General features: G+C 74.1%; 17 protein-coding genes. 13 read left to right on the top strand and 4 right to left on the bottom strand.

Going from position 1 to position 21289, the window contains the following annotated elements; translation table 11 throughout:
- Positions 1-55 precede the first annotated feature (55 nt).
- Genes ACH4SL_RS23570 through ACH4SL_RS23555 form a run of 4 tightly spaced genes read left to right on the top strand, consistent with a single transcriptional unit; the run spans position 56 to position 2893 of the window.
- A complete protein-coding gene (locus ACH4SL_RS23570) occupies positions 56-946 on the top strand; it encodes a TIGR04222 domain-containing membrane protein (RefSeq protein ID WP_398448653.1) in 891 nt (296 codons plus the stop codon).
- Entirely contained in the window at positions 943-1770 is an 828-nt protein-coding gene (locus tag ACH4SL_RS23565; protein ID WP_398448651.1) for a DUF692 domain-containing protein, read from the top strand. The genes ACH4SL_RS23570 and ACH4SL_RS23565 overlap by 4 nt, the downstream gene beginning before the upstream one ends.
- Positions 1767-1991: a hypothetical protein gene (locus ACH4SL_RS23560; protein WP_398448649.1), complete on the top strand. Its 225-nt coding sequence runs from the start codon at positions 1767-1769 to the stop codon at positions 1989-1991. The genes ACH4SL_RS23565 and ACH4SL_RS23560 overlap by 4 nt, the downstream gene beginning before the upstream one ends.
- Positions 1992-2050: 59 nt before the next feature.
- Positions 2051-2893: a DUF3626 domain-containing protein gene (locus ACH4SL_RS23555; protein WP_398448647.1), complete on the top strand. Its 843-nt coding sequence runs from the start codon at positions 2051-2053 to the stop codon at positions 2891-2893.
- Between the two features lie 16 nt (positions 2894-2909).
- Here the strand turns inward: ACH4SL_RS23555 and ACH4SL_RS23550 are convergent, their stop codons facing one another.
- Complete coding sequence (locus tag ACH4SL_RS23550; RefSeq protein ID WP_398448645.1) at positions 2910-4514, bottom strand: FAD-dependent monooxygenase; 1605 nt, start codon at positions 4512-4514, stop codon at positions 2910-2912.
- Positions 4515-4743: 229 nt separating this feature from the next.
- Between ACH4SL_RS23550 and ACH4SL_RS23545 the strand changes: the two genes are divergently transcribed.
- Entirely contained in the window at positions 4744-6432 is a 1689-nt protein-coding gene (locus ACH4SL_RS23545; protein ID WP_398448643.1) for a hypothetical protein, read from the top strand.
- A gap of 159 nt (positions 6433-6591) precedes the next feature.
- On the top strand, positions 6592-7023 hold the full coding sequence (locus ACH4SL_RS23540; protein ID WP_398448641.1) for a hypothetical protein: 432 nt from the start codon (positions 6592-6594) through the stop codon (positions 7021-7023).
- Positions 7024-7027: 4 nt separating this feature from the next.
- On the opposite strand, the gene ACH4SL_RS23535 is transcribed toward ACH4SL_RS23540, so the two are convergent.
- Entirely contained in the window at positions 7028-7861 is an 834-nt protein-coding gene (locus ACH4SL_RS23535) for a UbiA family prenyltransferase (protein ID WP_398448639.1), read from the bottom strand.
- Positions 7862-8253: 392 nt separating this feature from the next.
- Here ACH4SL_RS23535 and ACH4SL_RS23530 point away from each other — a divergent pair, with 392 nt between their 5' ends.
- The 3 genes from ACH4SL_RS23530 to ACH4SL_RS23520 are packed head-to-tail and all read left to right on the top strand — an operon-like array spanning position 8254 to position 10884.
- Complete coding sequence (locus ACH4SL_RS23530) at positions 8254-9333, top strand: type III polyketide synthase (protein WP_398448637.1); 1080 nt, start codon at positions 8254-8256, stop codon at positions 9331-9333.
- 7 nt (positions 9334-9340) lie between these two features.
- Positions 9341-9856 (top strand): isoprenylcysteine carboxyl methyltransferase family protein, encoded by a 516-nt coding sequence (locus ACH4SL_RS23525; RefSeq protein ID WP_398448635.1) that lies wholly within the window; start codon positions 9341-9343, stop codon positions 9854-9856.
- Complete coding sequence (locus ACH4SL_RS23520) at positions 9853-10884, top strand: NAD(P)/FAD-dependent oxidoreductase (protein ID WP_398448785.1); 1032 nt, start codon at positions 9853-9855, stop codon at positions 10882-10884. Before ACH4SL_RS23525 ends, ACH4SL_RS23520 begins: the two co-directional genes overlap by 4 nt.
- Positions 10885-11092: 208 nt before the next feature.
- Here the strand turns inward: ACH4SL_RS23520 and ACH4SL_RS23515 are convergent, their stop codons facing one another.
- Positions 11093-12649 carry a glycoside hydrolase family 43 protein gene (locus ACH4SL_RS23515; protein WP_398448633.1) on the bottom strand — a complete coding sequence of 519 codons (1557 nt, stop codon included), beginning with the start codon at positions 12647-12649 and terminating at the stop codon, positions 11093-11095.
- A 355-nt stretch (positions 12650-13004) separates the two neighbouring features.
- Here ACH4SL_RS23515 and ACH4SL_RS23510 point away from each other — a divergent pair, with 355 nt between their 5' ends.
- Positions 13005-14129, top strand: a complete 1125-nt coding sequence (locus ACH4SL_RS23510; RefSeq protein WP_398448630.1) for a LacI family DNA-binding transcriptional regulator — start codon at positions 13005-13007, stop codon at positions 14127-14129.
- Here the strand turns inward: ACH4SL_RS23510 and ACH4SL_RS23505 are convergent.
- Positions 14051-14896 (bottom strand): MIP/aquaporin family protein, encoded by an 846-nt coding sequence (locus ACH4SL_RS23505; RefSeq protein ID WP_398448628.1) that lies wholly within the window; start codon positions 14894-14896, stop codon positions 14051-14053. The two genes, ACH4SL_RS23510 and ACH4SL_RS23505, sit on opposite strands and share 79 nt — an antisense overlap.
- A 281-nt stretch (positions 14897-15177) precedes the next feature.
- On the opposite strand from ACH4SL_RS23505, the gene ACH4SL_RS23500 reads away from it, so the two are divergent.
- The 3 genes from ACH4SL_RS23500 to ACH4SL_RS23490 all read left to right on the top strand — a co-directional run bounded on the left by ACH4SL_RS23500 (position 15178) and on the right by ACH4SL_RS23490 (position 21212).
- Positions 15178-17397, top strand: coding sequence for an NADP-dependent isocitrate dehydrogenase (locus ACH4SL_RS23500; protein WP_398448626.1), 2220 nt, complete (start codon positions 15178-15180; stop codon positions 17395-17397).
- Between the two features lie 192 nt (positions 17398-17589).
- Entirely contained in the window at positions 17590-18705 is a 1116-nt protein-coding gene (locus ACH4SL_RS23495) for a sugar ABC transporter substrate-binding protein (protein ID WP_398448624.1), read from the top strand.
- A gap of 290 nt (positions 18706-18995) precedes the next feature.
- Positions 18996-21212, top strand: coding sequence for a hypothetical protein (locus ACH4SL_RS23490; protein ID WP_398448622.1), 2217 nt, complete (start codon positions 18996-18998; stop codon positions 21210-21212).
- Positions 21213-21289: the final 77 nt, after the last annotated feature.

The raw sequence follows: 21289 nt of genomic DNA, 5'->3' as shown, positions 1-21289 counted from the left end.
CCGGTGGGAACCGGGCGGACTTGAGGGGGCGTCACCCCGGGTGGAGGTGACAGGCATGAGCGGACCCGCGTTCCTCGCCGCCTACGCGGCGGCATTCGTTCTCGCCGGCATCGGCACCGCCCTCATCCGCGCGAACCGGCGCAAGAAGCTCGCCGCGGCCCCGGGCACCGGCTGGGTGCCGGCCGACCCCTACACCGTCGCCGTGCTGAGCGGCGGCCGCACGCGTGTGGTGGACACCGCCGTCCACGCCCTCGTCGCCGAGGGCCGGCTGCGCGTCGGCCGCGACCACCGGATCACGTCCTGCGGCGCCCCCGCACCCGCCGACAGGGTGGCCGGGGAGGTCGTCCACGCCGTGAGCGGCACCCACGGTGCCACCCTCACAACGGTCCGGGACCGGGTCGCGCACGGCGCCGCGGTCGACCAGGTCGTCGCCCACGCCACCGCGCGCGGGCTGCTGCTGACGCCGAACCAGCGCGCCTCGTCCGCCGTCGCCGAACTCGCCCCGATGCTCGCCGTCTTCTGCGCCGGGACGGCCCGGCTCGGCTACGGCGTGCACCGGCACCACCCGGTGGGCCTGCTGCTGGCCGAGCTGGCGGTCAGCGCGATGGTCCTGCTGATGGTCGGCGGCTCCACACCGCGCCGCACCCCCGCGGCCGAGCGGATGCTGGAGCAGGCCCGCGGCGCGGCCCCCGCGCACGCGGGAGCCCCCGCGGTGTTCGGCGGCGGCAACCCGCTCGCGCCGGCGGCGGTGATGGGGGTCGCGCTGATCGGCGCGGGCGCGGTCATGGACGGCGACCTGCGCGAAGCGCTCTTCGGCGGACTGAGCACCTCCTCCGCGAGCGGTGGCGGCGCGGGCTGCGGCACGGACTCGGGCGGCGGCGACAGCGGGGGCGGCGGCTGCGGCGGCGGTGGGTGCGGGGGCGGCTGCGGCGGGTGCGGCGGATGACGCCCGCGGCCGCGCCCGAGCTGGGCTACGGCATCGGCTGGCGCCGCCCCATCGACCTGACCGTCGAGCGCCTGCCCGGCGTCGACTTCGTCGAGGCCATCGCGGAGGGCATCGACCCGCGGCGGCTCTTCCCGTCCCTGGCGGTGCTGCGGGAACGCGGGGTCCCGGTGGTGCCGCACGGCGTCTCGCTGTCGCTGGGCGGCGCGGAGCGCCCCGACCCCGCGCGGCTCGCGCACCTGGCCGCGTGCGCGGAAGCGCTGGACGCGCCACTGGTCAGCGAGCACATCGCCTTCACCCGGGCGGGGCAGTGGGAGGCCGGGCACCTGATCCCGGTGCCCCGGACGTGGGACACCGTCGCCGTCGTCGCCGAGAACGTCAGGATCGCCCAGGACCAGCTGCCCGTACCGCTGGCGCTGGAGAACATCGCACCGCTGCTCGCCTGGCCCGGCGAGGAGCTGACGGAGGGGCAGTTCCTCGCCGAGATCGCCGGCCGCACGGGCGCGCTGCTGCTCGTGGACGTCGCCAACCTGCACACCGCGCGGGTCAACCTCGGCATCGACCCGCACCAGGTCCTGCGGGAGCTGCCGCTGGAGCGCCTCGGGTACGTCCACGTCGCCGGGGGCGTCGAACGCGACGGGGTGTGGCACGACACCCACACCCACCCGGTGCCCGCGCCCGTGCTCGACCTGCTCGCCGACCTCGCGGGCCGGGCCCGGCTGCCCGGCGTCCTCCTCGAACGCGACGGCGCCTATCCGACGGACGCGGAGATCGCGGGCGAGCTCGCCGCGATCCGCGCCGCCGTCGCGCGCGGGTGCCCCGTATGACCGCGGCCGAGCGGGCCGCCCTGGGCGCGGCCCAGGAAGCGCTGCTCGCCTCGCTCGTGGGCGGCGCGGACGCCCCGCCGGGCTTCGACCCGGAACGCCTGCGCGTCCAGGCCGCCGTCCTGCGCGCCAAGCGCCACCACGCCGCCGAGGAGCCCCCGCCCGTCCCGCGCCCCCGCCGCCTCCTTCTCCGCCGCCGCCCGTCCGGCGGGGCCCCGCGCTGAGGGCTGTCCCGCGGGCAATCCGCGTGCGCCCGCCGCCCACCGGGCGGAACACTGTGCCGATGACCTCCGCGACCTCCCGCACCCCGCAGGAAAGGGCGCTCGGCCACATCGCCGGGCTGGCGTCCGGGCCTCCGCTGGACCCGGCGCTGCGGGTGACCCTCAACTTCCACCCGGACCGCCTGGTGCGCGGCAGGCCGATCCTGGACGCGATGGCCGAGGACGGCGTCTACCGCTCGCAGTTCGTGACGGGCACGAGCAACGGCGGGCTGACCGCCCGCCCCGGCGGCGACCGGTGGCGCTGGGAGAGCCGGATCTTCGCCGGGGCGTACGACGACGCGCCCGCCCACGAGCGGCCCGTCTACGGCGCGCTGAACTTCCGCCGCAAGCCGGCCGGCGGCGCCCCGCGGTTCGGCTCCGCCCACTTCCGGCTGACCGCCGGGCCGCTGGCGCGGACCACCTTCTGCTACCCCGACAGCTTCCACGAGCCCGCGGACTTCGGCGTGGCGGCGCGTATGCGGCTGGTCGAACTGGCCCTCGCCGACCGCCAGGACGACCTGGACGACTACGTCGAGGCGCAGGTCCACGGCCCCGTCCGCCCCGACCGCCACGTGGAGGCCCTGGTCCTCGACCCCTGCTACCGCGGCACGCCGGTCGAGGCCGCCGCGCTGCGCCTGGGCTGCCCCGTGGAATGGCACGCCGGCTTCCGGCTCGCCACCGCCGACCTGCGCGGCCGCTCCGGCTACCGGGGCCAGGAGTACGTCGACCTGGCCGCCCGGATCGCCGTCGACGGCGTCCTCGACCCCCATGTCATCGGCGCCGCCGAGCACTCCAGCGACCACGACCCGCAGGCACTGAAGAAGGTCTGGCACTACCTCGCCCGCTTCGGCGCCCCGGCCCGGTGACCGCCCCGCGCGTCGCCTACGCAGCAGCCCGCAAGGTCTTGTGGAGGTGGGCGGTGAGGGCGGACGGGGTGGGGGCGGGCAGGCGGGCCGAGAGGTGGCCGTCGGGGCGGATCACGAAGGCCTCGGGCGGCGCCGCCCGGTAGGCCCGGCGGAAGGCCTTGTCGCGGTCGTGGACGCGCGGCACCCCGAGCCCGTCGCCCTCCGCGCCCGGCGCGAGGACCGCGAAGACGTTGAGCCGCCCGTGCGCGGCGCTCCGCGCGGCCGTCGCGCAGGCCCGCAGCTCCCGCACGGGGGAATCGTCGTCGGCGTACAGCAGCAGCGTGTGGTGCGGGCTGCGCAGCAGGTCGAAGAGCCGTACCGGGTAGGCCGCGATGTCGCCCGTCAGCCCGTGGCAGTCGGGGGCCCGGTCGCCGGGCCGGGGCCCCTCGCCCTCGCCGGCGGGGCCGACGAGGGGGCTGCCGGCGTAGGAGACGAGGAGCTGCGCCTCGCGCAGCACGTCCGCCTCCGTGCCGCCCTGCCGGGCGTGCAGGACCGTCCGCCCCACCACTTCCGCGCCGACCGGCCGCCGCTCCGCGTCGTAGCTGCCGAGCAGCCCGTCCGCGGCGGCGCCCTGCACGGCGAGGGCGAGCTTCCAGGCGAGGTTGTACGCGTCCTGGATGCCGGTGTTCATGCCCTGCGAGCCCGTCGGCGGGTGGATGTGCGCGGCGTCCCCGGCGAGCAGCACCCGCCCGGCGCCGTAGCGTTCGGCGAGCCGGTGGCTGATGCGGAAGACGGACGACCAGCGCAGCCGCCGCGCGGTCACCTCCCGCGGCGAGAGCCGGTCGAGCACGTCCTGGATGTGCCGCAGCTCCGGCGCCCGCCCGGCCTCCAGGCCGTGCGCGACCTCCGCCGAAGCCCCTTCCGGCGGCCCCGCCGCCAGCTCGCCGGGCACCCGCATCGACATCCGGTAGCGGCCCCGCCCGGGCAGCGGCACGCACACCAGCAGGTCGTCGACCTCGCCCGCGGCGTCGTGGTGCAGCGAGCGGACCGCGTAGCCGGGCGGCAGGTCCCAGTCGACCTCGACATCGCCGAGCATGTACTCCTCGGGGAAGGCGTCCCCCTCGAAGGCGATCCCCAGCTCCTGCCGGGTGCGGCTGTGCGCCCCGTCGCAGCCGACGAGATAGCGGGCCCGTACGGTCTCGGCGCCGCCGGGCGCACCGAGCCGGGCGCGCACCCCGTCGCCGTCCTGTTCGAGGCCGAGCAGTTCGGTGCCGCGCTCGACGCGGCCGCCGTAGGCCTCCAGATGCCGGGTCAGCAGCCGCTCGGTGGCGTCCTGCGGCAGCGCCGCGAAGCCGTACGGGACGTCCGGCGGCAGCTGCAGCTCGACCCGTGGACCCGGGCGGCCGTCGACGAAGACCAACTGGCCGTACAGCGGCACGGCCGCCTCCAGGGCGTCGCGCACCAGGCCCATCGCGTCCCACACCTCGAAGGTGCGCGGCAGCACCCCGACGGCTCTGGCGTACGGCTGCGGTTCGGTGCGCCGGTCGACGACGCGGCAGGCGACGCCCCGGCGGCGCAGCTCCAGCGCCGCCGTCAGCCCGACCGGGCCCGCGCCCACCACCAGCACCTCGGTCTCGCCCATGCTCGCTCCCCGGCGTCGGGAGGTCCCGGGAGGGCGCGGCGCGCGCCGCCGCCCCCCGGCTGTCACCCGTCCAGCCTGCGCCCGCCCCGGCGCCCCCGCATCTTCACCCGTTCGGGGGGAACCGGCGCGCTGTCCTCGGCATCAGATATAAATGGGCCCTCACGCGCTCGGCAGTGTCGGTACGCGCGTACTTTCCATGGGTGGGGACCGGATTCCGGGGGGTTTTGCCATGAGCTGGGGCCAGCAGGGCGACAACGGCGGCGGGTACGGGGAGAGCGGCGGCCGGCCCGGCGGCGGTGCGTTCGGCCCGCCTCCGCCCCCGCCGCCTCCGGGGCCGCCGTCGTTCGGCCCGCCGTCCTTCGGCCCGCCGCCCTTCGGACCCCCGCCGCCGCCTCCCGCCCCGCCCGTCCCGCCCGCGCCCGCGGATCCGCTGCGCGCCGTGGCCGTGGGCCTGCTCAACCTCAGCGGCCTCGGCCTGGGCTACCTGGTGACCCGCCGCTGGCTCGCCCTGGTCGTGGCGCTGATCGGCACCGGCATCTTCCTGTTCACCGCGCTGCCCGCCGACCCCGACGGCGTGTCCGGCGGCATGCTCGTGACGTACCTGGTCTTCCTCGCGCTGACCGCCGCGCACGGCGCCCTGCGCGGACTGCGCACCCGGCTGTCCTTCCCGCCGCAGGCGCCGCTCGCGCTGCTGATGGGCCTGGTGCTGCTCGCGGTGCCGGCCGGCGCGGCCGTCTACTACAAGGGCGCCAAGGACGACGCGGTCCAGCAGCAGCTGCTGGACCGGCTCGACAAGGCCGACAAGCTCGTCCAGGCGGCCAAGGCCAAGCCGTTCGCGTCCGCCAAGAGCGACTTCGACTCCGCCCTCGGCACGTACAACGACCTGCACACCAAGCACGCGGACTCCAAGGCCGGCAAGAAGGTGCCGGACCGGATGAAGACCTTCTACACCGCAGTCGGCGGGGCGTACGACCAGAAGAAGTACTGCGACGCGATCGACCCGCTCACCTACCTGCGGACGACGGTCCCGCAGCACATCGACGCCGACGCGGTCGGCTCGCTCGCGACCACGCCGGACGACAAGCTCGCGACCTCGCTGTACGAGTGCGGCTGGACCGAGCTGATGTCCTACACCGACGGCGCCGCGAGCGAGAGCGGCAAGCTCGGCACGCTGCTCACCACCTTCCCCCACTCGCCGCAGGCCGCGAAGGTCGAGCCGGCGCTGCGCGCGGAGATCGACAGCACCGGCAAGCTCGTCACCGGCAGCGACCCCTGCCCGGCCCTCGACAAGCTGGACACCCTCGGCTCCGACGCCGGCGAACTGCCCGGTGACAAGGCCGGTATCGCCGGCACGCTCGACGCCGACGTCCGCAAGGCGAACGCCTACACCGAGACGGGCATGTACAACTGCGGCGTGTCGCAGTACAAGGACGGCAGCTTCGACGACGCGCTGGAGACGCTGAACGACTTCAAGAGCAAATACCCGAAGGACAAGAACCACGCCTCCGCGCAGCGGATCGCCATAGCCGCGGAGATAGCCACCAAGATCCCCGCGGCGGGCAAGAAGATGCCCGGCACCGGCAGCGGCGGCTCCATCAGCGTGACCTTCACCAACGACAGCCCCGACCCGATCGAGATCCTCTACACGGGCAAGACCACCGGCAGCTTCACCCTCAAGGGGTGCAGCGGGTGCAGCGCGTACATGAGCGACTCCCTCGCGCAGAGCCTGGCCTGCAAGGACAGCAAGGCGCACTACGCCAAGCACACCCTGCACGTGCCCGTCGGCACCTCGTACATCATGCAGAAGCCGCTCGACGACAGCGACGACACGACGCCGGTCGCCGACAGCCGCACCTTCCAGAGCGGCTACATCTACACCCAGTGCGCGTACGTCCTGCAGTCGTACGGCAGCCTCTGACGCCGCGGCGGCCGCGCCCCCGGGTCTCCGGCGGGCGCGGCCGCCGGCGTGTTCCCGGCACCGCTCCGTCCCCCGTGCGGCCGCCCGCGACGCGCGGCGGACGCCCGCAGGACGCAACCTGACCGGGAGGCGGCCGCACGACGAGGCGAGGGAACCGCGATGGCGAAGCTGGTGCTGGAGTGGACCGCACGCGTGCTCGCGGCCGCCGGCCTCGCGGTCGACGCGTACGTCCACGCCGACCTCGCCCCGCAGTACGACGCGGTGAAGGCCACCTTCAGCCAGGGCGACCTCTTCCGCATCGAGGCGGCGATCTCCGCGCTGGCCGCGCTGCTCGTGCTGGTCTGGCGGCGGCTGCCCTCCGCCGTCTTCGGCTGGCTCGTCGCAGCGGGCGGCTTCGCGCTCATCATGGTCTACCGCTACGTGGACGTCGGGAAGCTCGGCCCGGTGCCGGACATGTACGAGCCGGTCTGGTACACGGAGAAGTGGGTCGCCGCGGTGGCGCAGCTGGTGGCCGTCGCGGCCTGCCTCGTGCTGATCCCGCTCGACCTGCTGGCGCTGCGCGCCCGGCGGCACCGCAGGTCGGTGCGCTGAACCGTCAGCGCGGGCCGAGCGAGCCGCCGTGCAGCACGAGCAGGGCCACGGCGGTGACGGCGAGGACGAGCGTCGTCAGGAAGGGCAGACGGCTCGCTTCCGCCGGGCCCGCCGGCGTGGCCGTGGTCGCCGCCGCCAGAGTGCCGGTCAGCGTGAGCGCCGCCCAGCCCGCGGGCCCCGCCGGTCCCGGCGGTCCGAACACCAGCACCGCCGAGGCGGCCAGCAGCGGCAGCGGGCCCAGCACCCGGCAGCGCCGCCGGCCCAGCCGCTGCGGCAGGCCGCGCACGCCCGCGGCCAGGTCCGCGTCGATGTCCGGCAGCACGTTCGTGACGTGCGCGCCCACGCCGAGCAGCGCGCCCGCCGCGAGCGCCCACGCGGGCGGCCACGGGTGGCCCGGCAGGCCCAGCGTCACGAACGCCGGGAGCAGCCCGAAAGCCAGCGCGTAGGGCAGCCACGAGGCCGCCGTGCGCTTCACCCCGAGGTTGTACGCCCATGCCGCCGCCACACCCGCCAGGTGGGCGGCCCCGGCGAGGCGCCCCACGGTGAGGGAGAGCGGGACGCACGCGGCGAGCGCGCAGCCCGCGGCCGCGGCGATCACCCCGCGGCCCGCCGCGCCCGCGGCGAGCGGTTTGTCGCGGCGGGCGGCCGCGGTGTCCCGCGGGGCGTCCACGGCGTCGTTGCACCAGCCGACGGAGAGCTGGCCGCTCAGCACGGCGGCGCCGAGCAGCACGCAATGCGCGGCGCTGGCGCCGGACACCGCCGCGAGCGCGGCCACCAGCGCGGTGACCACGCCGCACGCCTCCGGATGACTCGCCCTCACCACACCGCTCACGCCCATTCCCGCCACGATGCCCTGCCACCCCGCCGACCCGCCGCCCCCACGCCGCGCACCCCTCGCGGGACGGGTGGGGGAGGCTGGCGCATGCGGCGCAGGTGGCCGAATCAGGGGCGCATGGGGGGCACCTCCCGGCGAAGCCTCGGGGGAGAACCGCGCGAGCAACCAACACGGCGGGAAGGTCGCGAGAAGTATTTTGCGCGGCACCTCGCGGCGAAAGGGGCGCGGGGAACTGCGCGCTCAGCCCCCCACTCACCGCAACGTCGCGAATCGCACCTCCCGAGGCACCCCGTGGCGAAAGGGGCCGCGGAGAAGCCCGTACCGCCTCCCGCCTCCCGGGACGACACGCCACGCCTGCGGGGCATATGAGCGCAAATCGTACGTATGCTGAGCAAATGACCCGAATCGGCGCCGTCCACGCAGTGCTTCCGCCGTACCGGTACGAGCAGTACGAGATCACGGAAGCGCTCGCGAGCATGACGCCGAGCCCGGCGGCGCGGACGCCGGAGCCCTCCCGTACGCCCGGACGGGACGTCCTCGCGCGGATGCACGCCGCGTCCGGCGTGCGGACCCGGCACCTCGCGCTCCCCCTCGAAAGCTACGCGCAGCTCACGAGCTTCGGCGAGGCCAACGACCGCTTCATCGAGCAGGCCCAGGTGCTGGGCGGCGAGGCGGTGCGCGGCGCGCTGGAGGCGGCGGACATCGCGCCGGACGAGGTGGATCTGGTCATCTCCACCTCGGTCACGGGCGTGGCCGCCCCGTCCGTCGAGGCGCGGCTCGCGGGGCGGCTCGGGCTGCGGCCGGACGTGAAGCGGCTGCCGCTGTTCGGGCTGGGCTGCGCGGGCGGGGCCGCGGGCCTCGCGCGGCTGCACGACTACCTGCAGGCGAGCCCGCGCGCGGTGGCCGTCCTGCTGTCGGTGGAGCTGTGCTCGCTGACGCTCCAGCGCGACGACACCTCCGCGGCGAACGCGGTGGCCGGTTCGCTGTTCGGGGACGGCGCCGCCGCGGTCGTGGCGGTGGGGCGGGAGCGGGCGGCGGCCGGGCCCGAGGTGGTGGCGGCCCGCAGCCGGCTCTACCCGGACACCGAGGGCCTGCTCGGCTGGGACATCGGCGCGGGCGGCTTCCGTATCGTGCTGGGCGGCGAGCTGCCCCGGCTGGTGCGCCGTCACGTCGGGCCGGAGGTCGAGGACTTCCTCGCCGGGCACGGGCTGAAGCCGCGGGACGTGACCGGCTGGGTGTGCCATCCGGGCGGCCCGCGGGTGCTGGAGGCGGTGCGCGAGTCGCTGGACCTGCCGGCCCGCGCGCTGGAGGCGTCCTGGCGCTCGCTCGCCGAGGTCGGCAACCTCTCGTCGGCGTCGGTGCTGCACATCCTGCGCGACGTGCTCGCGGGGGAGCGGCCGCTGCCCGGCAGCCCGGGGCTGGTGATGGCGATGGGGCCGGGCTTCTGTTCCGAGACCGTCCTGCTGCGCTGGTAGGCCGCCGATGTCCTGGTACACCCTGCTGGTGCTGCTGGTGGCCGCCGAGCGGCTGCTCGAACTGGCCGCGGCGCGCCGCGGCGCGCGCTGGAGCCTCGCGCGCGGCGGTACGGAGTACGGCGCGGGGCACTACCCGGTGATGGTGCTGCTGCACACCGGGCTGCTGGTCGGCTGCCTGGCCGAGGTCCAGGCCCTGGGGCGGCCGTTCGTCCCCGCGCTGGGCTGGCCGATGCTGGGGCTCGCCCTCGCCGCGCAGGTGCTGCGCTGGTGGTGCGTCGGGACGCTGGGGCCGCGCTGGAACACCCGGGTGATCGTCGTCCCCGGCCTGCCGCTGGTGGACCGCGGGCCGTACCGCGTGCTGCGGCACCCCAACTACCTGGCCGTGGTGGTGGAGGGAGCGGCGCTGCCGCTGGTGCACGGGGCGTGGTTGACGGCGCTGTGCTTCGGCCTCGCGAACACCGCGCTGCTCGCGGTGCGGCTGCGGTGCGAGAACGCCGCGCTCGCGACGGCGGCGCCCGCGTGATCGACCTGCTGGTGGCGGGCGGCGGTCCGGCGGGTCTGGCCACCGCGATCCACGCCGCCCGCGCGGGCCTGGAGGTGGTGGTCGCCGAGCCGCGGCCGGGGCCGGTGGACAAGGCGTGCGGGGAGGGCCTGATGCCCTCGGCGGTACGGCGGCTGGCCGCGCTGGGCGTGGATGTCCCGGGGGTCCCGCTGCACGGCATCGCGTACCTCGACGGGCGCCACCGCGCGGAGGCCCGCTTCCGCGGCGCGCCCGGCCGCGGGGTGCGGCGCACCGCGCTGCACGCCGCGCTCGCGCAGGCCGCGGCGGGACTCGGCGTGCGGATTCTGCCGCTGCGGGTCGACGGCGTGCGGCAGGACGCCCGCGGTGTCACCGCCGCCGGCATCACCGCCCGCTACCTGGCCGCGGCCGACGGCCTGCACTCGCCGCTGCGGCGGGCGCTGCGGCTCGGCACCGACGCGGGCCCGGCCGCGGCGGGGGAGCGGCCCGCCCGCTACGGGCTGCGGCGGCACTTCGCGGTGGCGCCGTGGAGCGACGTCGTCGAGGTGCACTGGTCGGCGCGCGCCGAGGCGTACGTCACGCCGGTCGCGCCCGGTCTTGTGGGCGTCGCCGTGCTGACCGCCGGCCGCGGCCCGTTCGCCGCGCAACTCGCCGCCTTCCCGCGGCTGCTGGAGCGGCTGCCCGCGCAGGCCGCGACCGCCGCCCGCGGCGCCGGTCCGATGCGGCAGCGGGTGCGCGCCAGGCGCGCGGGCCGGGTGCTGCTGGTGGGCGACGCGGCGGGCTACGTCGACGCGCTGACCGGCGAGGGCGTCGCGGTGGCGCTGGCCTCGGCCGAGCAGTTGGTCCGCTGCGTCCTGGCGGACCGCCCGCAGGACTACGACGCGGCATGGCGCCGCGTCACACGCGACTACCGGCTGCTGACCGGTTCCCTGCTGTGGCTGCGCGACCACCCCTGGTCGGCCCGCCGTATCGTCCCGGCCGCCGCCCGCTGCCCGGCGCTGTTCGCCTCCGCGGTCAACCGGCTGTCCTGAGGCCGCCGGAGCGCCGCGCGGGCCGCGGGGCCCAGGCCCGTCGGGCGCCGCGCCGCCGCCCGGCCGGCATGCCGTACGGGCGCGGGCGGCGCGTCCGGGGCCGGGGACGCCCCCCTCAAGGCGTCCCCGGCCGTGGCGCCGTACGCCCGGCCCACGCGCCGGGCGTACGGCTCTCCCTCCCCGCACCGGCGGCGGGGTCCATGGGGCCCTACTCGGCCGCGGGGCCGTAGCGGAACCAGTCGTAGTCGGCGTGGTTCGCGCCGCCCGCGGGGCCGGTCGCGTACGGGCCGAGGTAGACGCCGGTGAAGCCGCCCGCGACCTGGCTGCTGAGGAAGCGGCCGTCCACGGTGCCGACGTCGCGGCGGCCGTCGGGGGCCTGGGCCACGGAGAAGGTGTAGGCCTGGCCGCGGGTGCGCAGGCCCAGCCGCAGCGGGCCGGGGCCGACGGGGAGTTCGCCGCGCACGGTGCTCGTACCGGCGTCGTGCGCGGTCAGCCGGACCACGGCGCCGCCGTCCTCGGCGGTCGTGACCAGCAGCGTGATGTGGTGGGTGTCGTTCTGGAGCACCGCGATCCCCGCGGCCTCGCCGGGCGCACCCGGCGTGAAGTCCAGCTCGGTCTCGGCGGCGCAGTCGATGTGCTGCTGGCGGCGCCCGGCGAAGGCGGGGGTGCTGCGCTCGGCGAGGGTCTGCGGGAGCAGCCGCAGCCGCAGGTGGCCGGGCCGCTCGGTGAGGCTGTACGCGTCGGTGGCGGGTCCGCGCAGCAGGTTCCAGACGGAGGTGTCGAGCGTGCCGGCGTCGAAGTGGTCGGTGGTGTCCGGCACGGGCCAGGGGTGCGCGGGCAGCGCGACCTCGACGTGGTCGGTGAGCCGCCCCTCGCCGGGGTTGAACACCGGCCAGCCGTGCTCCCACTCCACGCGGGCCAGGAAGGTCTCGCGGCCCAGGTTGGAGTGCGGGCCGCCGTAGACGCGGGAGGCGAGCGCCAGCGCGTACCAGTCGCCCGCCGGGGTCCGGACCAGGTCGGCGTGGCCCACCCCGGACACCGGGTAGGAGCGGCCCAGGTGGCGGTGGGTCAGCACCGGGTTGCCGGGGTGGTTCTCGTACGGGCCGGTCAGCTCGCGGCTGCGGGCCACCGTCACGGCGTGCTCGTGCTCGGTGCCGCCCTCCGCGAGCAGCAGCACGTACCAGCCGTCGACCTGGTAGAGGTGCGGGCCCTCGGCCCAGCGGGCGTCGACCAGCGCGCCGCGGAAGAGCACGTGCTCGGGGCCGGTGAGCTTGCCGGCCTCCAGGTCCAGGCCGCGCAGCCAGATCTCGGTGCGGCCGCCGGTGCCGGGGATCTCGCGGGTGCCGAGCAGATGGGCCGAGCCGTCGCCGTCGAAGAAGAGCGAGGGGTCAAAGCCGGGTGCCTCGGGCAGCCACACCGGGTCGGACCAGTCGCCGGCCGGGTCGTCGGCGCTGATCAGGAAGTTGCCGGAGGCGCCGCGCCCGTCGACGACCGTGCAGACCAGGTGGAAGCGGCCGCCGGCGTACCGCAGCGTCGGCGCGTAGATGCCGCCGCTCGCCCGGATGCCGCCCAGGTCGATCTGGTCCCCGCGGTCGATCGCGTGGCCGATCGGCCGCCAGTGGACGAGGTCCCGGCTGTGGTGCAGCGGGATCGCGGGGTAGTACGCGAAGGACGAACTGGCCAGGTAGTAGTCCTGCCCGACACGGATCACCGACGGGTCGGGGAAGCAGCCGGGGAGGACCGGGTTGGTCGCCGTGAGGGTCATGGGTGATGCGTGTCCTTCGCTGGCCGAAACTTTTCGGGCGCACACCGCGGGCCGCGCCAGATCCGCGGCCGGGTCGCCGGAGACCCGGTCAACGCTCTCGTGGTCATCGGCGCTGACCACGAGAGCGCCGCCGTGCCCGCCGCGGCGAGCGGGAAGGTGCCCGCGCGGAGGTCGTGGTGGGACGCCCCGGAGCGTCGAAACTTGCGAAATGCTTTCGGAAGTTTCAGCGTGACGTTAGAAGCGGGGGCCGGTCCCGTCAACCCTCCCGCCGCAACTGGCCCGTACTCGCGGGCCCGTGGGCGCGGCGCGGGCGGCGCCCGCCGCGCACCCGTGCTGCGGGCCCGGGCCGTTGCCTATGCTGGGACCCCACCTGCGACAGGAGGCACCGGTGGCGGCAGACAGCGCGGGCCGGGTCACGATCGCCGACATCGCCCGCGAGGCCGGGGTGTCCCTGCCCACGGTCTCCCGGGTGCTCAACGGGCGCAGCGACGTCGCCGCGGCCACCCGGCGCCGGATCGAGGACCTGCTGGCCGAGCACGGCTACCGGCGCCGCGCCGGCAGCGGGACGAGCCGCGCCAACCTCATCGACCTGGTCTTCAACGACCTCGACAGCCCCTGGGCGGTCGAGATCCTGCGCGGCGTGGAGAAGGTCGCGCACGCCGCGGGCGTCGGCGCGGTGGTCTCCGCCGTGCACCACCACGCCGCCTCCATGCAGCAGTGGCTGGTCGGGGTGCGCTCGCGCAACTCCGACGGCGCGATCCTGGTCACCTCGCAGCCGGCGCCGCAGCTGAACGCCGAGCTGCGGCGGCTGGGCATGCCGCTCGTGGTGATCGACCCGGCGGGCGTGCCGACCTTCGACATCCCGACCATCGGCGCCACCAACTGGGCCGGCGGCCGCAGCGCGGTGCTGCACCTGCTGGGCCTCGGCCACCGCCGGATCGGCATCATCACCGGGCCGCCCGCCCTGCTGTGCAGCCGCGCCCGGCTGGACGGCTACCGCGCCGCCCTGGAGTCCGCGGGCGCCGAGGTCGACGACGACCTGGTGCGGGAGGGGGACTTCTCGCACGAGTCGGGCTTCACCCTCGGCGCCGCGCTGCTCGCCGCGCCGCGCCCGCCCACCGCGGTCTTCGCCTCCAGCGACCAGATGGCGCTGGGCGTCTACGAGGCCGCCCGGCAGCGGGCCCTGCGGGTGCCCGACGACCTGAGCGTGGTCGGCTTCGACGACCTCCCGCAGGCCCGCTGGTCGCCGCCGCCGCTGACGACGGTGCGGCAGCCGCTCGCCGAGATGGGCGCGGCCGCCGCCGACATGCTGCTGCAGCTCGTCCAGGGCCGCACCCCCGACGTGCTGCGGGTGGAGCTGTCGACGTCCCTGGTGGTCCGCGACAGCTCCGCCCCGCCGCGTCAGGACTCCGACGCCGGCACCCGGCCCGGCGGCTCGGGCTCGGCGGTGGGCAGGAACCGCCCCACGAAGATCTTGTAGATCGCCCCGCCCAGCACCCCGCCGACCAGCGGGCCGGCGATCGGCACCCACCAGTAGAGATTGCCCCATTGGTCCCGCCAGGCGGTGTGGTAGCCGGTGATGAAGCTGGCCAGCCGGGGGCCGAGGTCACGGGCGGGGTTGATGGCGTAGCCCGCGTTGGCGCCGTAGGCCATGCCGATCGCCACCACGATCAGGCCGATGATGAAGGCGCCGAGGTTGGCGCCCGGCGGGGTGTTGAGCACGTCGGTGACGGCCAGGATCAGGATCAGCAGGATCGCGGTGCCGATCACCTGGTCGCGGAAGGCGCCCCACTCGTGCACCCCGGGGCTCACCGAGCCGTTGCCGGGCAGCGTGGAGAAGACGATCTGCGTCTTGAAGGTGTGCCCGGGGTCGGCGTGCCCGAGGATCTCGCTGTAGTTCCAGCGCACGATCAGCGCCGCGACGAAGGCACCCGCGGTCTGCGCCAGCGCGTACGGCAGCACCTTGCGCCACGGGAAGCCCTTGAAGGCCGCGAGCGTCACCGTCACCGCGGGGTTGAGGTGCGCGCCGCTGAGCCGGGCGGCCACGTACACACCGAGCGTCACGCCCAGGCCCCAGGCCCAGGCGATCGCGTCGTGCCCGCCGAGGCCCCCCTTGGGGGCGGTGAGTTCGCCGCCCGCGACCACCTGGGCGACCACCCCGGCGCCGATCAGCAGCAGGATCATCGTCCCGGCGAACTCCGCCGCCAGCTCGCCGACCAGTCCCGAGCCCCGTGCACGTGACGCCATGGCTACCGCTTCCCGCCTGCCCCCGGGGCAGGCTGTGGTCGCTGTCGAGTGAGCGCACCGCTGCGGTGCGTGAGGAATCCACCGAAACACGGGCGCGGTACGGGGGCGCGCCGGATTAGCCCGTCCGGTCGGAGCGCGGCCGGGTGGCGATGGCGGACGAGGGGGCGCGCCGCGGCAGGCGCGCCCCCTCGTCGTGCTCCCGACGGGAACGGGATATCTTGATATCAAGCAATGTTCTCGATGCCGGCAACGTAGTGCTGGAAACTGGAGCGGAGTAACCGGTGGCTGACTCGACCATCATCTATACGCACACCGACGAGGCGCCTGCCCTGGCGACGTATTCGTTCCTGCCGGTGGTCGAGGCCTACGCCTCGACGGCCGGCGTCACGGTCGAGAGCCGTGACATCTCGCTGGCGGGCCGGATCATCGCCGCCTTCCCGGAGTACCTCCAGGAGGGGCAGCGGATCGACGACGCGCTCGCGGAGCTGGGCCGGCTGGCCGGTACGCCGGGTGCGAACATCATCAAGCTGCCGAACATCTCGGCGTCCATCCCGCAGCTCAAGGCCGCCGTGGCCGAGCTCCAGCAGCAGGGCTACGCGCTGCCCGACTACCCGGACGACGCCAAGTCGGACGAGGAGCGCGACATCCGCGCCCGGTACGACAAGATCAAGGGCAGCGCCGTCAACCCGGTGCTGCGCGAGGGCAACTCCGACCGCCGCGCGCCCGCCTCGGTCAAGAACTACGCCAAGGCCCACCCGCACCGCATGGGCGCCTGGACGCCGGAGTCGAAGACGAACGTGGCGACCATGGCCGCCGACGACTTCCGCAGCACCGAGAAGTCCGCGGTGATCGCCGCCGACGGCGCCCTGCGCATCGAGCTGGCCGGCGACGACGGCAGCACCACCGTGCTGCGCGAGTCGGTGCCGGTGCTGGCCGGCGAGGTCGTCGACGCCTCCGTGATGCGGGTCGCCGCGCTGCGCGAGTTCCTGGCCGCCCAGGTGGCCCGCGCCAAGGCCGAGGGCGTGCTGTTCTCGGTGCACCTGAAGGCCACCATGATGAAGGTCTCCGACCCGATCATCTTCGGCCACGTCGTGCGCGCCTTCTTCCCGAAGACCTTCGCGGAGTACGGCGCCGTGCTCGCCTCCGCCGGGCTCACCCCCAACGACGGCCTCGGCGGCATCCTCAAGGGCCTGGAGTCGCTGCCCGAGGGCGACCAGGTCAGGGCGTCCTTCGAGGCCGAACTGGCCGAGGGCCCGCGGCTGGCCATGGTCGACTCCGACCGCGGCATCACCAACCTGCACGTGCCCAGCGACGTCATCGTGGACGCCTCGATGCCGGCCATGATCCGCACCTCCGGCCACATGTGGGGCCCGGACGGCAACGAGGCCGACACCCTCGCGGTCATCCCGGACAGCAGCTACTCCGGTGTCTACCAGACCGTCATCGACGACTGCCGCGCGCACGGCGCCCTGGACCCGGCCACCATCGGCTCGGTGCCGAACGTCGGCCTGATGGCCCAGGCCGCCGAGGAGTACGGCAGCCACGACAAGACCTTCGAGATCCCGGTCACCGGCACCGTCCGGGTCCTGGACGGCAGCGGCGAGGCGGTCCTGGAGCAGGTCGTCAGCGCCGGCGACATCTTCCGGATGTGCCAGACCAAGGACGTGCCGATCCGCGACTGGGTCAAGCTCGCCGTCACCCGGGCCCGCGCCACCGGCGTCCCGGCGGTCTTCTGGCTCGACGAGGACCGCGCGCACGACGCCAACCTGATCGCCAAGGTCCGCGCGTACCTGCCCGAGCACGACACCGACGGCCTCACGATCGAGATCATGACGCCGCAGGCCGCCACCGCGTACTCGCTGGAGCGGATCCGCCGCGGCGAGGACACCATCTCGGTGACCGGCAACGTGCTGCGCGACTACCTGACCGACCTCTTCCCGATCCTGGAGCTGGGCACCAGCGCCAAGATGCTCTCGGTCGTCCCGCTGATCAACGGCGGCGGCCTGTTCGAGACCGGCGCCGGCGGCTCCGCGCCCAAGCACGTCCAGCAGCTGGTCAAGGAGGACTACCTGCGCTGGGACAGCCTCGGCGAGTTCTTCGCGCTCGCCGCGAGCTTCGAGCACCTGGCGAACGCCACCGGCAACGCGCGGGCGCAGGTCCTCGCCGACACCCTGGACCGCGCCACCGGCACCTTCCTCAACGAGGACAAGTCGCCGAGCCGCCGCCTCGGCGGTATCGACAACCGCGGCAGCCACTTCTACCTCGCCCTGTACTGGGCGCAGGAGCTGGCGTCGCAGTCCGACGACGCGGCCCTCGCGGCGGCCTTCGAGGGGCTCGCGAAGACGCTCGCCGAGCACGAGGAGACCATCGTTACCGAATTGATCGCTGTCCAGGGCAAGCCCGCGGACATCGGCGGCTACTACCAGCCGGACCCCGCCAAGGCGGCCGCCGTGATGCGCCCGTCGGCGACGTTCAACCAGGCCATCGCCTCGCTGGGCTGATTGCCGGCCCGTTCGGACATCTGTCCGCAAGACCCCGTCACCCCGGCCGGTCGGTCACCGAGCCGGGGTGACGGGGTCTCGGTGCGTTATCCCTCCGATGATTTACTTCTTGACGCGCGGCCGGGGTGCCGAGTTGACTTCGCGGCACGCGGGCCGCGTCGTGGCGGCCTTATCAGGGGAGGCACTGCCGCAATGAACACGACAGCCCGTCGATTTGTCGTCGGAACCGCAGTGGCCGCGCTGGCCCTCGCCATGGGCGCGTGCGGCAAGGCCGGTGACGACAAGAAGTCCGACAACAAGGACAGCAGCGCCAGCAGCAGCAGCGACAGCGGCAAGAAGTCCATCGGCCTGCTGCTCCCGGACACGGTTACGGCCCGCTACGAGAAGTTCGACAAGCCGCTCATCGAGCAGAAGATCCACGAGCTGTGCTCCGACTGCAACGTGGAGTACGCGAACGCGGGCGGCGACCCGGCCAAGCAGGCGCAGCAGGTCAGCGCGATGGTCGCCAAGGGCGTCAAGGTGCTGATCCTGGACGCGCAGGACTACATCGGCATCAAGTCCTCGGTCCAGGCGGCGGTGGACAAGGGCATCAAGGTCGTCGCGTACGACCGTCTCGCGCAGGGCCCGGTGTCGGCCTACGTCTCCTACGACAACGAGAAGGTCGGCGAGCTCCAGGGCCAGGCGCTGCTGGACGCGATGGGCGCCAACGCCACCCCGAAGTCCAAGATCGTGATGATCAACGGCGACGACGCCGACCCCAACGCGGCGGAGTTCAAGCAGGGCGCGCACAAGATCCTGGACGGCAAGGTGACGATCGCCTACGAGCAGTCCGGCCTGTGGAAGGGCGATGTCGCCAACCAGAAGGTGACCGCGGCGATCAGCTCGGTCGGCAAGGACAACATCAAGGGCGTCTACTCCGCCAACGACACGATGGCCGGCGGTATCGCGACCGCTCTGCACGCCAAGGACATCAACGTCCCGCTGACCGGCCAGGACGCCGACCTCGCGGCGATCCAGCGGATCCTGACGGGCGCCCAGACCTCCACCGTCTACAAGGCCGCCAAGCCGGAGGCCTTCGCGACCGCCGAGATCGCGGTGGACCTGCTCCAGGGCAAGGACTTCAAGTCGGTGGCCGACACCACCAAGAAGAGCGGCTCCGGCGACATCGTGCCCGCCAAGCTGCTCGACGCGGTCTCGGTGACCAAGGCGAACATCAAGGACACCGTGCTCGCCGACGGCACCTACACCGCCGCGCAGATCTGCACCGGTGACGCGGCCGCCGCGTGCGGCGCGGCCGGCATCAAGTAGCCACCACCGCAGCGGCGCAGCGGCGCCCCACCACCGCACCACCCGAGCGGGATTCACGCGTTCAGCGCGTGAATCCCGCTCTTCTTCTTGACGGCATGCCATGGCCCCCTTGACACTGCCTTACGGATTCAGGGGTTCCCCTATCCGCAGACTGAGAGCGTTTTCAACCAGCTGAATCCAAGGGCCGTGGCCGCGCCATGGCCTGAAATGCGCAGTGCTGAGCGCGATTCAACCCCCACACCCGCGCTGACCTGGCGTTCACTTCACGAAGCCAGGGAAAGGACCCCACCATGCGCAGAACCCTCCGACCGGACCGGCCCCGGCCGCCCTCCTACCGGCGCCCTGTGGCGCTGCTGGCCGCGCTGGTCCTCGCCCTCGCCGGGCTGCTGGGCCTGATCGGCACCGCCGGAAGCGCCTCGGCGGCCTCCGACTACACCCAGAGCGTGTCCGAACCCACCTCCACGCAGGCGAAGGTCACCTTCACCCCGACCTCGCCCGCGAGTTACGTGATCATCCACTACCAGGTCGGCACCGCCGGCCAGCAGAACGTGCAGATGGCCGCCTCCGGCAGCAGCTGGACGTACACCGTCTCGCCGATCTCCGCCGGCACCGTCCTGACGTACTCGTTCACGTACACCAAGAACGGCCCGCAGTACGACTCCCCGCAGTTCACGTACACCCAGGGCAGCGGGGGCGCCACCAGCACGGGGACGAGCACGGGCACCAGCACCGGTACGAGCACCGGCACCAGCACGGGCACGAGCACCGGTACGAGCACGGGCACGACCGGCGGCAGCACCGGTGGGACGACACCGCCGGCGGGCAACTGCACCGGCCAGTCCGACACCCCGAACTTCGGGCCCAACGTGCACGTCTTCGACCCCTCGATGGGCAACGCCGCCATCCAGGCGCAGCTGGACGCGCAGTTCAACCAGATGAAGGACACCAACACCGCGCAGTTCAGCGAGAACCGGGTCGCCGACCTGTTCAAGCCGGGCACCTACAACGTCGAGGACAACGTCGGCTTCTACACCTCCGTCGCGGGCCTGGGCCAGAACCCCGACCAGGTCACCATCAACGGCGACGTCACCGTCGACGCCTTCAACGCCTCCGACGCGGGCAACGCCACCCAGAACTTCTGGCGCAGCGCGGAGAACCTGGCGATCAACCCCTCCAGCGGCACCAACCGCTGGGCCGTCGCACAGGCCGCGCCCTTCCGCCGGATCGACGTGCACGGCAACCTCGCCCTCTACCCGGCCAGTTACGGCTGGGCCAGCGGCGGCTACATCGCCGACACCAAGGTCAGCGGCCAGACCGCGTCCATCTCCCAGCAGCAGTGGTACACCCGCGACAGCAACCTGGGCAGCTGGGACGGCGGCGTCTGGAACATGGTCTTCTCCGGGGTGACCGGCGCGCCCGGCAACACCTTCCCCAACCCGCCGGAGACCACGCTCGGCACCACGCCCGTCTCGCGCGACGTGCCCTACCTCTACATCGACGGCAGCGGCAAGTACCGCGTCTTCCTGCCCTCGCTGCGGCAGAACGCGTCCGGCGCGAGCTGGGCGAACGGCTCGACCCCCGGCAGCTCGCTGCCGATGAGCCAGTTCTACGTGGTCAAGGCCGGTGACACCGCCGCGACCATCAACAGCGCCCTGGCGGCCGGCTGCAACCTGTTCGTCACCCCGGGCGTCTACCACCTGAACCAGACGCTCCAGGTGAACCGGGCGGACACCGTGGTGCTCGGCATCGGCTACCCGACCTTCGTCCCCGACAACGGCGTCAACGCCATGCAGGTCGCCGACGTCAACGGGGTCCGGCTCAAGGGCCTGCTCTTTGACGCCGGCACCACCAACTCGCAGGCGCTGCTGACGATCGGCCCGTCCGGCTCGGCCGCGAGCCACGCGAGCGACCCGACCAGCATCCAGGACGTCTTCTTCCGGATCGGCGGTGAGCGCGCGGGCAAGGCCACCACCTCGCTCGTCGTCAACAGCGACAACACGCTCATCGACCACATCTGGGCCTGGCGCGCCGACCACGGCAACGCCGGCACGGTCGGCTGGGGCACCAACACCGCCGACACCGGCCTGATCGTCAACGGCGACAACGTGCTGGCGACCGGCCTGTTCGTGGAGCACTACCAGAAGTACGAGGTGATCTGGAACGGCAACGGCGGCCGCACGATCTTCTTCCAGAACGAGAACCCGTACGACCCGCCGAACCAGGCAGCCTGGACCAACAACGGCCGCAACGGCTACGCGGCCTACAAGGTGGCCGACAACGTCACCAGCCACGAGGCCTGGGGCCTGGGCAGCTACTGCTACTTCAACGTCAACCCCGCGGTGAACAACTACCACGCCTTCGAGGTGCCCAACACCTCCGGCGTGCGCTTCCACTCGGTGCTCACCGTGTCGCTGGGCAATGTCGGCACCATCAGCCATGTCATCAACGACACCGGCGCCGTCACCCCGACGAACACCACGCCCGTCAACGTCGTCAACTTCCCCTGACCGACGGCGCTGCCGGTGAAAGCGCCGGGTCCCCGCAGCACGCGGGGGCCCGGCGCCCGGCGTCGGGGGACGCGGGG

This window comes from Streptomyces sp. NPDC021020, from assembly GCF_044333285.1.
Taxonomy (GTDB): Bacteria; Actinomycetota; Actinomycetes; order Streptomycetales; family Streptomycetaceae; genus Actinacidiphila.
This window is presented reverse-complemented; position numbering and strand designations above follow the sequence as displayed.

Excerpts from the sequence above, each read along its gene's own strand:
- ACH4SL_RS23510 (WP_398448630.1), top strand. The coding sequence starts at position 13,005 with ATGCTGGGACCCCACCTGCGACAGGAGGCACCGGTGGCGGCAGACAGC.
- ACH4SL_RS23490 (WP_398448622.1), top strand. The coding sequence starts at position 18,996 with ATGCGCAGAACCCTCCGACCGGACCGGCCCCGGCCGCCCTCCTACCGG.
- ACH4SL_RS23535 (WP_398448639.1), bottom strand. The coding sequence starts at position 7,861 with ATGGGCGTGAGCGGTGTGGTGAGGGCGAGTCATCCGGAGGCGTGCGGC.
- ACH4SL_RS23505 (WP_398448628.1), bottom strand. The coding sequence starts at position 14,896 with ATGGCGTCACGTGCACGGGGCTCGGGACTGGTCGGCGAGCTGGCGGCG.
- ACH4SL_RS23555 (WP_398448647.1), top strand. The coding sequence starts at position 2,051 with ATGACCTCCGCGACCTCCCGCACCCCGCAGGAAAGGGCGCTCGGCCAC.
- ACH4SL_RS23570 (WP_398448653.1), top strand. The coding sequence starts at position 56 with ATGAGCGGACCCGCGTTCCTCGCCGCCTACGCGGCGGCATTCGTTCTC.
- ACH4SL_RS23550 (WP_398448645.1), bottom strand. The coding sequence starts at position 4,514 with ATGGGCGAGACCGAGGTGCTGGTGGTGGGCGCGGGCCCGGTCGGGCTG.
- ACH4SL_RS23545 (WP_398448643.1), top strand. The coding sequence starts at position 4,744 with ATGAGCTGGGGCCAGCAGGGCGACAACGGCGGCGGGTACGGGGAGAGC.
- ACH4SL_RS23495 (WP_398448624.1), top strand. The coding sequence starts at position 17,590 with ATGAACACGACAGCCCGTCGATTTGTCGTCGGAACCGCAGTGGCCGCG.
- ACH4SL_RS23530 (WP_398448637.1), top strand. The coding sequence starts at position 8,254 with ATGACCCGAATCGGCGCCGTCCACGCAGTGCTTCCGCCGTACCGGTAC.
- ACH4SL_RS23540 (WP_398448641.1), top strand. The coding sequence starts at position 6,592 with ATGGCGAAGCTGGTGCTGGAGTGGACCGCACGCGTGCTCGCGGCCGCC.
- ACH4SL_RS23560 (WP_398448649.1), top strand. The coding sequence starts at position 1,767 with ATGACCGCGGCCGAGCGGGCCGCCCTGGGCGCGGCCCAGGAAGCGCTG.
- ACH4SL_RS23525 (WP_398448635.1), top strand. The coding sequence starts at position 9,341 with ATGTCCTGGTACACCCTGCTGGTGCTGCTGGTGGCCGCCGAGCGGCTG.
- ACH4SL_RS23565 (WP_398448651.1), top strand. The coding sequence starts at position 943 with ATGACGCCCGCGGCCGCGCCCGAGCTGGGCTACGGCATCGGCTGGCGC.
- ACH4SL_RS23515 (WP_398448633.1), bottom strand. The coding sequence starts at position 12,649 with ATGACCCTCACGGCGACCAACCCGGTCCTCCCCGGCTGCTTCCCCGAC.